This window comes from Yoonia sp., assembly GCF_046498525.1.
Lineage (GTDB): Bacteria > Pseudomonadota > Alphaproteobacteria > Rhodobacterales > Rhodobacteraceae > Yoonia.
Genome location: NZ_JAWOAN010000071.1, coordinates 1 through 11,438 on the forward strand (window position 1 = coordinate 1; position 11,438 = coordinate 11,438).

At 58.9% G+C, this 11,438-nt stretch carries 12 protein-coding genes; 5 read left to right on the forward strand and 7 right to left on the reverse strand.

Annotated elements, in window-relative coordinates; all coding sequences use genetic code 11:
- Positions 1 to 417: magnesium transporter (locus R6T97_RS04505; RefSeq protein ID WP_410348108.1), on the forward strand; the 417-nt coding region annotated here is incomplete at its 5' end.
- Positions 417 to 956, forward strand: a complete 540-nt coding sequence (locus R6T97_RS04510) for a 5-formyltetrahydrofolate cyclo-ligase (protein WP_410348109.1) — start codon at positions 417 to 419, stop codon at positions 954 to 956. The genes R6T97_RS04505 and R6T97_RS04510, both read left to right, overlap by 1 nt.
- A gap of 76 nt (positions 957 to 1,032) precedes the next feature.
- Here R6T97_RS04510 and R6T97_RS04515 read toward each other — a convergent pair whose 3' ends face one another.
- From R6T97_RS04515 to R6T97_RS04530, 4 genes are all read right to left on the reverse strand, one after another.
- Positions 1,033 to 1,782 carry a YebC/PmpR family DNA-binding transcriptional regulator gene (locus tag R6T97_RS04515; protein WP_410348110.1) on the reverse strand — a complete coding sequence of 250 codons (750 nt, stop codon included), beginning with the start codon at positions 1,780 to 1,782 and terminating at the stop codon, positions 1,033 to 1,035.
- A gap of 74 nt (positions 1,783 to 1,856) precedes the next feature.
- Positions 1,857 to 3,638 carry an SLC13 family permease gene (locus tag R6T97_RS04520; RefSeq protein ID WP_410348111.1) on the reverse strand — a complete coding sequence of 594 codons (1,782 nt, stop codon included), beginning with the start codon at positions 3,636 to 3,638 and terminating at the stop codon, positions 1,857 to 1,859.
- Positions 3,631 to 4,551, reverse strand: coding sequence for a DMT family transporter (locus R6T97_RS04525; protein ID WP_410348112.1), 921 nt, complete (start codon positions 4,549 to 4,551; stop codon positions 3,631 to 3,633). The genes R6T97_RS04520 and R6T97_RS04525 overlap by 8 nt, the downstream gene beginning before the upstream one ends.
- Positions 4,548 to 5,363, reverse strand: a complete 816-nt coding sequence (locus R6T97_RS04530; protein WP_410348113.1) for a TIGR00282 family metallophosphoesterase — start codon at positions 5,361 to 5,363, stop codon at positions 4,548 to 4,550. Before R6T97_RS04530 ends, R6T97_RS04525 begins: the two co-directional genes overlap by 4 nt.
- 85 nt (positions 5,364 to 5,448) lie before the next feature.
- Between R6T97_RS04530 and R6T97_RS04535 the strand changes: the two genes are divergently transcribed.
- The gene (locus tag R6T97_RS04535; RefSeq protein ID WP_410348114.1) at positions 5,449 to 6,351 is read left to right on the forward strand and encodes a DMT family transporter; all 903 of its coding nucleotides are present in this window, start codon (positions 5,449 to 5,451) and stop codon (positions 6,349 to 6,351) included.
- 17 nt (positions 6,352 to 6,368) lie between these two features.
- Here the strand turns inward: R6T97_RS04535 and choV are convergent, their stop codons facing one another.
- The 3 genes from choV to choX are packed head-to-tail and all read right to left on the reverse strand — an operon-like array spanning position 6,369 to position 9,194.
- On the reverse strand, positions 6,369 to 7,382 hold the full coding sequence (gene choV / locus R6T97_RS04540) for a choline ABC transporter ATP-binding protein (RefSeq protein ID WP_410348115.1): 1,014 nt from the start codon (positions 7,380 to 7,382) through the stop codon (positions 6,369 to 6,371).
- Positions 7,379 to 8,212, reverse strand: coding sequence for a choline ABC transporter permease subunit (gene choW / locus R6T97_RS04545; RefSeq protein WP_410348116.1), 834 nt, complete (start codon positions 8,210 to 8,212; stop codon positions 7,379 to 7,381). Before choW ends, choV begins: the two co-directional genes overlap by 4 nt.
- A 58-nt stretch (positions 8,213 to 8,270) precedes the next feature.
- Positions 8,271 to 9,194 (reverse strand): choline ABC transporter substrate-binding protein, encoded by a 924-nt coding sequence (gene choX / locus R6T97_RS04550; RefSeq protein ID WP_410348117.1) that lies wholly within the window; start codon positions 9,192 to 9,194, stop codon positions 8,271 to 8,273.
- Positions 9,195 to 9,275: 81 nt separating this feature from the next.
- Between choX and betI the strand changes: the two genes are divergently transcribed.
- Positions 9,276 to 9,860 (forward strand): choline-responsive transcriptional repressor BetI, encoded by a 585-nt coding sequence (gene betI / locus R6T97_RS04555; protein WP_410348118.1) that lies wholly within the window; start codon positions 9,276 to 9,278, stop codon positions 9,858 to 9,860.
- The gene (gene betC, locus R6T97_RS04560) at positions 9,857 to 11,365 is read left to right on the forward strand and encodes a choline-sulfatase (protein WP_410348119.1); all 1,509 of its coding nucleotides are present in this window, start codon (positions 9,857 to 9,859) and stop codon (positions 11,363 to 11,365) included. Before betI ends, betC begins: the two co-directional genes overlap by 4 nt.
- Positions 11,366 to 11,438: the final 73 nt, after the last annotated feature.

Below are 11,438 nucleotides of genomic sequence, written 5' to 3' on the forward strand. Positions count from 1 at the left end.
GGTCTCGTGGCGCTTGCCGTTCTTATGCCCATCGTTGCTTCGATGGGGGGCAATGCAGGCACGCAATCGCTGACAGTGGCCGTGCGCGCTCTTGCCACACGCGACCTGACCACCGCAAACGTCTGGCGCGTGATCAAGCGCGAGGTCCTTGTCGGCCTGATCAATGGTTTGATCTTTGCCGTTGTGATGGGGATCGTCGGGGTTGTCTGGTTTGGCTCGCCTATGCTGGGCGTGGTCATTGCAGCGGCAATGGTGATCAATATGGTCGTGGCTGGGTTGGCAGGCACGGTCATTCCCGTACTTTTGGACAAAATGGGCGTCGATCCCGCGCTTGCCTCCGGATCTTTCGTGACGACTGTGACGGATGTGGTCGGGTTCTTCGCTTTCCTCGGGCTTGCCGCCATGTGGCTGCTATAATGGATAAATCAACTGCACGTACCGCGGCATTTGCCCGGCGCAAGGCGGCGCATGATCCAGACATCGCCGCTGCCGGATACCTGAGCGAAGTTCTTGCCGGTTATCGCGGTGTGCCATTGGCAGGCTATATGCCGATGCGCACGGAAATCGACCCGACACCCGCCATGCAAGAGGCCGCAGCCTACGGCCCTGTCGGCGTGCCGATCATTATCGGGGCCGGGCAGCCGCTCATGTTCCGTAGCTGGGAGCCTGATTGCGCACTCATCGGTGGTGAATTCGGCGCGATGATCCCGGAAGCGGGCGCATGGATAACACCGCAGATCGTGATCGTGCCTCTGGTCGCCTTCGACCGCAAAGGCGGGCGTCTGGGCTATGGCGGCGGCTTCTACGACCGCACGCTGGAAAAGCTCCGCGCAGCGCAACCTACCTTGGCCATCGGATTCGCCTATGCCGCGCAAGAAGACAAGAACCTTCCGCTCGAAACGACCGACCAGCCGCTTGATCTGATCGTGACCGAGCAAGGGGTCATCACGCCCTAAGGCGCCCCTCTCAGCTTCTTATGTTCAAAAATACCTCGGGTGAGGCCGCAGGCCGAGGGCAGAGCCCTCACACCACCTAGCTCTCGGCGAAGGCCGCCATCACCTCGTCAGAGGCTTCGAAGTTTGCCGTCACGCGCTGTACGTCATCGTCTTCTTCCAGCGTATCCAAGAGCTTCATCAGCTTGGTCAGACCTTCAAGGTCAACCTCGGTCGTTATGTTCGGCTTCCAGATCAACTTGGTGGATTCCGATTCGCCCAATTCCGTCTCCAGCGCAGTGGACACGTCGTTCAGATCGGTATCCGCGCAATAGATGACGTGATTATCCTCGTCACTCAGGACATCTTCGGCACCGGCCTCGATCGCGGCCATCATGATGGTGTCGGCGTCGGCCACGGATGCGGGATAGACGACCTCGCCCTTGCGATCGAACATGAACCCGACCGAGCCGGTCTCGCCCAAGTTGCCGCCACTCTTGGAAAACGTAGAGCGCACCGTTGATGCGGTGCGATTGCGGTTGTCCGTCATCGCCTCCACAATGATGGCCACACCATTGGGGCCATAGCCCTCGTAGCGGATTTCGTCATAGTTTTCGGCATCGCCGCCCTGCGATTTCTTGATCGCGCGGTCGATCACGTCCTTGGGCACGGAACTCGATTTTGCTTCTTTCACGGCCATACGCAGGCGCGGGTTCTTGTCGGGGTCTGGGTCGCCCATCTTGGCGGCAACCGTGATTTCCTTGGCCAGCTTTGAAAACAGCTTGGAGCGCAGCTTGTCCTGCCGCCCCTTGCGGTGCTGAATATTTGCCCATTTGGAGTGGCCAGCCATCGAAAGATCCTCGTCTTCTGTCGCATTAATCTGCGTCTCTATAAGGCAAGCACCGCTTGCCCCGCAACCCCGGCTCAGAGTGGCCAGATGAAGGGAATGACAAAGGACACAATCGGCGCCAGCGACAGGTTCAGCGGAATCCCGAATTTGAGGAAATCAGAGAATTTGTAGCCGCCCGGACCATAGACCAGCGTGTTGGTCTGATAGCCGATCGGCGTCGCGAAACTCGCACTCGCCGCAATCATCACTGCCACCACCAGCGGACGCGGATCAACGCCAAGCGCACTGGCCAGACCGATGGCAATCGGGGTCATGACGACGGCCACGGCATTGTTGGAGACAAGCTCGGTCAGGATGCTGGACAACAGATACACCGTGAGCACGATAAAGAACGGCGGCAGCACCAGCATCACCGGCGACAGCGTATCGGCGATCATCCCGACAGCCCCCGAGGATTGCAGCGCAGAACCTACCCCCAGCATTGCGAAAATGAGCGCCAGCAAGCGCCCGTCCACATAAGAAAACGCCTCATCCGCGTCGATGCAGCCGGTCATCAGCACGATGGTGACGCCGATCATCGCAAGCAACAGGATCGGGGCCACACCCAAGGCCGCCAATATCACCACGCCCAGAAGGACACCGATCGCCACGGGCGCATGACCGCGGCGGTAGGCGCGCTGGGATGGCTCGGAGACATCACCAAGGTTCATGTCCTCGGCCAATCGCTGGATATCCTCGGGCGCGCCTTCCAGCAGCAGCGTATCGCCGACCTTGACCGAAATATCTTCAATCTGGGCACTGATATTGGCGTCGCGCCGGTGTACCGCCAGCGGATAGACGGCATAGCGCCGTCGCAGCCGCATCGCGCCCAGACGTTGCCCGACCATTTTGCAATGCGGCGTAATCAGGACTTCAACTGTCGTGGTCTCGACCGCTGACAGTTGATCCACGCGCCGCAGTTCCTTGTTGCTTTGCAGCGACAAGAGCTCGGTCATTTCCGTGCGCAGCACAACACGGTCACCGACTTGCAAGGTCACATCTTTCAGTTTGTGCCGCAGCGATTGATCCCTGCGCACGACATCAATGAGGCGGACACCATCGCGTTTGAAGAGCTGTACGCCAGTCACCTTGCGCCCGATCAAATTGCTGTCCGGCGGGATGACGGCCTCGGAAAAGAATTTCTTCTTGGACCGGTCCGAAAGCATCGTCGCCATGCTTTGCCGGTCAGGCAGCAGGCGGGGGGCCATGAAGTAAAGATATGTGAACGTCCAAAGCACGACGACAACGCCGATGGGAAAAATCTCGAGTATGCCAAAAGGCTCCAGCCCCGATGCGCGTGCAACGCCATCCACCAGCAAGTTGGTCGAGGTCCCCAGAAGCGTCATCGTGCCGCCGACGATTGCAGCATAGCTGAGCGGGATCAGCAGTTTCGACGCAGAAGTTCCCAGCGTTCGCGCCAATTGCACAAAGACGGGGATCATCACGACGACCAAGGGCGTGTTGTTCATGATCGCACTGGCGACGGCGACAAAGACCAATCCGCCCCAGATCGCGCGTGCGGGGCTCACCTTGACCTGACGTTCGGCAATCCGCGTCATCGTGTTCAGCGCGCCGGTGCGCACCAAGGCCCCGACGATGATGAACATGGCTGCAATCGTCCATGGGGCGGGATTAGCCAGCGCCGTCACCGCCGCCTCATAGGGCAGCACGCCCGTTGCCAGCAGGATCGACACGCCGATCATCGCGACGACCTCGGTCGGATAAACCTCGCGGACAAACATCACGAACATGCCCAGCACCACCGCCATGGTGAGCACTGCACTTTGCGTTTGCGTCAGTGAAAGGGCGTTATCCATGTACTGGAGTTTCGCCCAGCGGCTCCGGTTCGGCAACCCGTGGCTGGACAAGGCTCAGGCCCACGGCCATGCATGCCAGCGCAAGCCAGACCCACAGGCTATAGGTTTCACCTAACAGCAACATGGCCCAGAACACGCCTGATCCCGTAACGACATAGCTGACTTGCCCGGCAAAGACGGCACCACTTCGCGCGATGAGCCAAACATAGCCGGAATAGACGAGGACGTGAACGATCGAACCGAGCAGCAAGGTGAAATCAGCAAGGATGAAAGGGGATTGCGGCACAAAGAACTGCCCCGTCCCGACCGCCAGAGGCAGTGCAATCAGGGCACCGAGCGCCGACGCCCCGAAAAGCACCTGAAACGGATCAAGCCCCGCCGTGCCCCAACGCGCGACGATGTTCCCCTCGCAGGCATAGCAGAACGGCGCGACCAGTGCCAAAGGCAAAAAGGCGATCATCGCACGTTCCGGCAGGCTTGCTTCGGGCAGGGCGATCAGGCCCACGCCGATCAGACCAAGGCATAAACCCCCCAAACGACGGAATGAAAACCGGTCATTCCCAAGCGCCAGTGCAATCGGGAAAGCCATCATCGGGATGGTGGCGATCACAATGGACATGATGCCGGCCGGCAGATGGAAGGCGGCACGAAAGCTGGATGCTCCGGGGATCAAGGTGCCAATCGTCGCGATCATCAGCCAGACAGCCAGCGTCTTGGTGGTGAACGGCATCCGGCGCATTTGCCGCCAGCGCAGAACGCCAAGCAGAACTGCACCTATCAGCAGTTGCCAAAAGACGATGCCGAAGGGCTGGTAGCCCGCCGTGACCGTGATTTTGATAAGCGGCTGGGTAAGCCCCCAACCGCATCCTACAAGCAACAAAATGGCAGATAGCTGCCACCGCTGCGTGATCATGCAGGTCCCGTTTGGGATAAACGCCCACCTTGGCGGATCATCGCGCATTTGACTGCTTTGCCGGTCAGATTGTCGGTCTCGACGTAAAACCCCGAAAGGGTCGCTTCCTCCGTGGCAGGCGTGAATCGTGCTTTCGGCATGCCGGTGATGAACCGGCGCAGGGGCTCGGCTTTCTCCATGCCGATGACGGAATTGTAATCACCGCACATTCCCGCATCTGTCATATAGGCGGTGCCGCCGGGCAGGATCATCGCGTCACCTGTGGGCACATGGGTATGTGTGCCGACAACGATGCTTGCGCGGCCATCGCAGAAGTGACCGGTCGCCATTTTTTCGGATGTGGCCTCGCAGTGGATATCAATCAGGCTGGCGCTGACCTGACCACCCATCGGGAACTGCCGCAGCACCGCATCAAGCGCCGAGAACGGATCATCGAACGGGCGCTTCATGAAAACCTGACCGAGTACCTGCGCCACCAGAACCTTGCGACCGCCGGGCGCATTGAACACGCGCGCGCCCACGCCGGGGGCGGCTTTGGAATAGTTGATGGGCCGGATGATGCGCTGCTCTTTTTCGATGAACGTCAGCATGTCCTTCTGGTCAAAGGCATGGTCGCCAAGCGTCACGACATCCGCGCCGGCATCAAGCAGGATATTGGCGTGATCACCTGACAACCCCATTCCCGAGGTCGCGTTTTCACCGTTGACCACGACGAAATCAAGCTTCCAGTCCTGCCGCAGGCGGGGCAGGTGGGTGGTAATCGCGGCACGCCCGGAGCGGCCCATGACATCGCCAAGAAAAAGTATCTTCATGACCCGTTGTTACGGCCAACGCAGGCTTTCATCCAGCGCTTTTTGAGCGCTTGCTATTGGGCTGTCTTGGTGCAACGGATGAAGCATGGAAACCCAAGCGCAATCCCGCCCGGTCGTCGGCATCTTCTGGATGGTCTTTACAGGGCTCATGTTTGTGGCCGTCACTGCCGTTGTCAAACATGTGGGCGATGATGTGCCTGCCGCACAGGCTGCATTTTTGCGTTACTTTTTAGGGCTGGTTTTCCTGCTGCCGATGATCAAACCGATCATGGCTGCGCACCTGACAGGGCGACAGAAAAAGCTTTTCTGGGCGCGCGGTGTTGTCCACACATTGGCGGTGATCCTGTGGTTCTTTGCGATGGCACAGATCCCCATCGCGGAAGTGACGGCGATGAACTACCTCTCGCCTGTCTATGTTTCACTGGGCGCGGCGTTGTTCCTTGGCGAACGTCTGCCGCCGCGCCGTCTGGCGGCAGTGATCATGGCGCTGATCGGTGCGATGATCATCTTGCGGCCCGGCGTCAAAGAGGTCGAACTGGGTCACATCGCGATGCTGGGAACGGCTGTTTTCTTTGCTGTCGGGTATCTGATCGCCAAACAGCTTTCTGGTGAAGTGTCGGCGCCTGTCGTCGTCGGGATGTTGTCGGTCACGGTAACGGTGGGGCTTGCGCCTTTCGCTTGGGCGGTCTGGGTGACACCAACATTACCCCAGTTGGGGTGGCTGTTTCTGGTCGCCTGCTTCGCGACCGCCGGACATTATGCAATGACCCTCGCCTTTGCCGCCGCGCCCTTGACGGTCACGCAGCCTGTCACGTTCTTGCAGCTGATCTGGGCGGTTACCTTGGGTGCCGTGGTCTTTGGCGAAGCGGTCGACGGCTGGGTTGTTTTCGGCGGTGCGGTGATCATGGCCTCGGTCAGTTTCATTACATGGCGCGAAGCGATTGCGCGGCGCAATATCACGCCTGCGGTGCCAGCCACGAAGGTTTGATGCCATAAACAAGCACCCTAGCCTGACTGTTGGCCGAGCCTTGCCAAGAGCGAATCCTGTGTTACCACGCCGATCGGCTTGCCGTTTTCGGTAACACGCAACCCTGCCTCGTTGATCTGATGGATGATGTCTTGCACCGGCGTTTCCACATCAATCGCAGAGCCTGCCGCAGTGCCGTCCGTCATCACATCGCGCGCGGTCAAGACGCCAAGCGGGTTCATGTGGGCGACGAAATCCGCCACGTATTCATTTGCCGGATTTGTGAAAATCTCGCGGGGGGTGCCGCATTGCACGATCCGTCCGCCCTCCATGATCGCGATGCGGTTGCCGATCTTGAAGGCTTCGTCCAGATCGTGGCTGACGAAGATAATCGTGCGCCCGCGTTCCTTTTGCAGTTCCAGCAGTTCATCCTGCAGGCGCGTGCGGATCAGCGGATCAAGGGCTGAAAACGGCTCGTCCATCAGCAGGATCGGGGCGTCGGTGGCAAAAGCACGGGCAAGCCCCACGCGCTGTTGCATGCCGCCCGAAAGTTCGCCCACCAGCGCATCTGCACGGTCTGCCAGGCCGACCATCTCAAGTTCCTGACCGACGCGCTTGATCCGCGCCACTTTTTCCACGCCTGCCAGTTCCAGCCCCAGACCAACATTGTCGCGCACGGTCCGCCACGGCAGCAGGCCGAACTGCTGAAACACCATCGACACGGATTCGCGGCGCACACGGCGCAAGTCATGGGCAGAGCTTTTGCCGACACTGCAGGTCCAATCACCATCGGTGATGCGGACCTCGCCGCGGATCACGGGGTTGAGCCCGTTGACCGCGCGCAGCAAGGTTGACTTGCCCGAACCGGAAAGGCCCATCAGCACAAGGATTTCACCGGCTTCGACATTGAGTGAACAGTTATGCACACCCAAAATCTGGTCGGTTTTCTCGCGAATTTCAGGACGTTCAAGCCCCTCGTCCATCAGCGGCAAGGCCTTTTCGGGCCTCGACCCGAACACGATGGAGACATTATCAAATTCAACTGCGTTCATTTCGATTTCACCCGCAACATCCGGTCCAGCATGATCGCCACCGCAACAATCACCAGACCACTTTCAAAACCGAGCCCCGGATCGTTGCGCCCCAGTGCTTGCACGACGGGTTTGCCCAGCCCGTTCGCGCCAACATAGGCCGAGATCACGACCATCGACAGCGACAGCATGATAACCTGGTTCAGGCCCGCCATGATTTGCGGGACCGCATAGGGCAATTCGACTTTCCACAACCGCTGTGTCGGGGTGGCTCCAAAGGCTTCGGCGGCTTCCAGCAATGACGTGGGCGTGTTGGACACGCCCAGATATGTCAATCTGATCGGCGCGGGCAGCACGAAGATCACGGTTGCAAAGAGGCCAGGCACCATCCCCAGGCCAAAGAACACAATTGCCGGGATCAGATAGACGAACGCGGGCAGGGTTTGCATCAGGTCGAGCACAGGGCTGAGCGCCTGATAGGCACGCGGACGGTGCGCCAGAAATATCCCGATCGGCACACCAAGGCCCATGCAGACGACGCAAGATGACAGAACCAGCGCCAAGCTATCTATCGTTTCGTCCCAGTACCCTTGGTTGAGAACAAACAGCAGGCAAACCAACACAAGCAGGCAAACCTTCCATGATCGTTGCAAAATCCACGTCAGCAGAACAAAGAAGATGATCACGACACCTGCGGGCGGGGTCTGCAAGCACCAGACGATCCCGTCGATCATGAAATCGAGCCCGTCACTGACCGCATCGAAGGCGGGTCTGGCGTTGTCTTTGAGCCAGTCAACCGCATTCTCGGACCAGTCGCCAACCGGAATCTTATTGTCTGTTAGCCAGTTCATGCCTGTCCCCGTCGTCCCCCAAAAAAGAGGAGCGCGAACCGCGCTCCTCTTTCATCGTTTATTGTGCCAATGCCGCTGTGACGGCTGCAACGGCGTCTCCGCCATCTTTGGTCGTCACACCGTCAAGCCAGGCGGCCCAGGCCGACGGATTCGCGGCAAGCCATGCTTTTGCGGCATCGTCCGGATCAACATCATCATTGAGGATCGCGCTCATGATCTCGTTTTCCATCGCAAGCGAGAATTCAAGGTTTTGCAAAAGCTTGCCCACATTCGGGCATTCATCCACATAGCCCGCACGTGTATTGGTGGCGACCGTGGCACCACCCAAATCGGGGCCAAAATAGTCATCGCCACCGGGCAGATAGGTCATGTCGAAGTTCGCGTTCATCGGATGCGGTTCCCAGCCCAGGAAAACGATCGCTTCGTCGCGATCATCGGACCGTTCGACCTGTGCCAGCATGCCCTGTTCAGAGCTTTCGACAACATCAAAGCCGTTCAGGCCAAAAGCATCCGCATCGATCATATCCTGAATCAGACGGTTGCCGTCATTGCCGGCTTCAATGCCATAGATCTTGCCGTCAAGCGCATCCATTGCCGGCGCGATTGATGCGAAATCGGTGATCCCTGCGGCGACACCAGCGGCATTTGTGGCAAGCGTATATTTCGCGCCTTCAAGGTTGGTGCGTACGGTATCCACGGTACCCGCTTCACGGTAGCTGGCAATATCGCCCTCCATCGTCGGCATCCAGTTGCCCAGAAAGACATCAATATCGCCCTGCGCCATGGACGCATATGTGATCGGGACCGAAAGGATATCGGTAGTCGTCTCGTACCCCAGTGCGTCAAGCACAAGGGATGTGGCGGCAGTCGTGGCTGTGATGTCTGTCCAGCCTACGTCTGAAAAACGGACCAGTTCACAGTCGGCAAAGGCAGGGACGGCGGCACATACGGCCAGCACGGACAGGGTTGATTTCAATTTCATTTCTTTCTCCCGGTTTTTTCTTGATTGACGAGTCAATAAAGAAAGATTTATCTGCCTGGACCAATCCCCAAGGAGGATGCCATGCCCAAGCTTGGAATGGAGCCTATCCGCCGCGCGGCCTTAGTGAAAGCCACGATCGACGAAATCGGGGCTGTGGGCAATCTGGATGTGACTGTTAGTAATATTGCCAAGCGTGCGGGCATGTCCTCGGCGCTGGCGCATCATTACTTTGGCGGGAAGGAACAGATATTTCTGGCGGCCATGCGACACACGCTGGCGCTTTATGCCGTCGAGGTGCGCAGTGCGCTCAACGAGGCCAAAGGACACAGCGGACGATTGGAGGCTGTGATTCGTGCGGGATTCGCCTCGTCGAACTTCCAGCCAGAGGTGATCGCGGCTTGGTTGAACTTTTATGTTCTCGCCCAGACTTCGACACCTGCGCATGATCTGTTGCGCATTTACCAGCGACGGCTGCGCAGCAACCTGTTGCACGATCTGCGCCCCCTGATCGGGAACCGCGCCGAGGATGCGGCGGCCCGGATCGCAGGCCTGATCGACGGGCTTTATCTGCGACAGGGCCTTGCGAGATCGAACACGGAACACGCCGATGCGACGCGACATGTGCTGGCGTTGCTGAATGTCGAACTGGAAGGGCAGACCCAATGAGCAAACCGAATATCCTGATCATCATGGTTGATCAGTTGAACGGAACATTATTTCCTGATGGTCCGGCAGACTGGCTTCATGCGCCGAACCTCAAGGCTTTGGCCGCACGCTCGACCCGTTTCGCCAACGCTTATACGGCCTCCCCGCTTTGCGCACCGGGCCGGGCGTCTTTCATGTCCGGGCTCTTGCCTTCGCGGACGGGCGTTTACGACAACGCCGCTGAATTCGCATCCTCCATCCCGACCTATGCCCACCATCTGCGGCGGGCGGGGTATCAGACCTGCCTGTCGGGCAAGATGCATTTTGTCGGTCCCGATCAGTTGCACGGGTTCGAGGAACGGCTGACCACGGATATCTATCCGCCGGATTTCGGCTGGACCCCTGACTATCGCAAGCCGGGTGAACGGATCGACTGGTGGTATCACAATATGGGCTCGGTGACGGGAGCGGGCGTGGCCGAGATCACCAACCAGATGGAGTACGACGACGAGGTTTGCTATCACGCAACCCATAAGCTCTATGATCTCTCACGCAGGCACGACGACCGCCCGTGGTGCCTGACCGTCAGCTTTACGCATCCGCACGACCCCTATGTGGCGCGCAAGAAATACTGGGACCTGTACGAAGACTGTGACCACCTGATGCCGCAGGTCGAGCAGATCCCCTTTGAGGACCAGGACGCCCATTCGCAGCGCATCCTCGATGCCAACGACCGCGATAATTTCACGATCAACGAAGATCACGTCAAACGCGCGCGCCGCGCCTATTTCGCGAACATCTCCTATCTCGATGACAAGATCGGCGAGATTCTGCAAACACTGAAAGACACGCGCCAGGAGGCGACGATCCTCTTTGTGTCCGATCACGGCGATATGCTGGGGGAACGGGGCTTGTGGTTCAAGATGTCCTTCCTTGAAGGCTCTGCCCGGGTGCCGCTGATGATCTGTAGCCCCGAAATGGCGCCGGGCCTGAACGCGACCCCCGTCAGCAACATCGATGTTGCCCCCACGCTCTGCGATCTGGCAGGCGTTGATATGTCCGAAGTGGCACCCTGGACCACCGGCGAAAGCCTTGTGCATCTAGGGCAGGGTGGCACACGCGATACACCTGTCGCCATGGAATACGCGGCGGAAGGCAGCTATGCGCCGCTGGTGTCGCTGCGTTACGGCAAATGGAAATATAACCGCTGTACGCTTGATCCCGAGCAGTTGTTTGATCTCGACGCCGATCCGCACGAACTCACTAACCTTGCGCAAGACCCAGCGCACCAAGGCACGCTGACGCAATTGCGCGCCAAATCCGAAGCGCGCTGGGATCTGGCGCAATTCGATGCAGCCGTGCGCCAGTCACAAGCCTGCCGCTGGGTCGTTTACGAGGCCCTCCGCAACGGGAACTACTATCCGTGGGACTACCAGCCGCTGCAAAAAGCGTCTGAACGCTACATGCGCAATCACATGGACCTGAACGTGCTCGAAGAAAACCAGAGGTTCCCGCGTGGCGAATAGCGCTCCTCTTCATCTTGGCCTGAAAACTCCCGCCGGAGGCTCCGGCCCTGGCAACAAACCCGAAAGTTTCAAA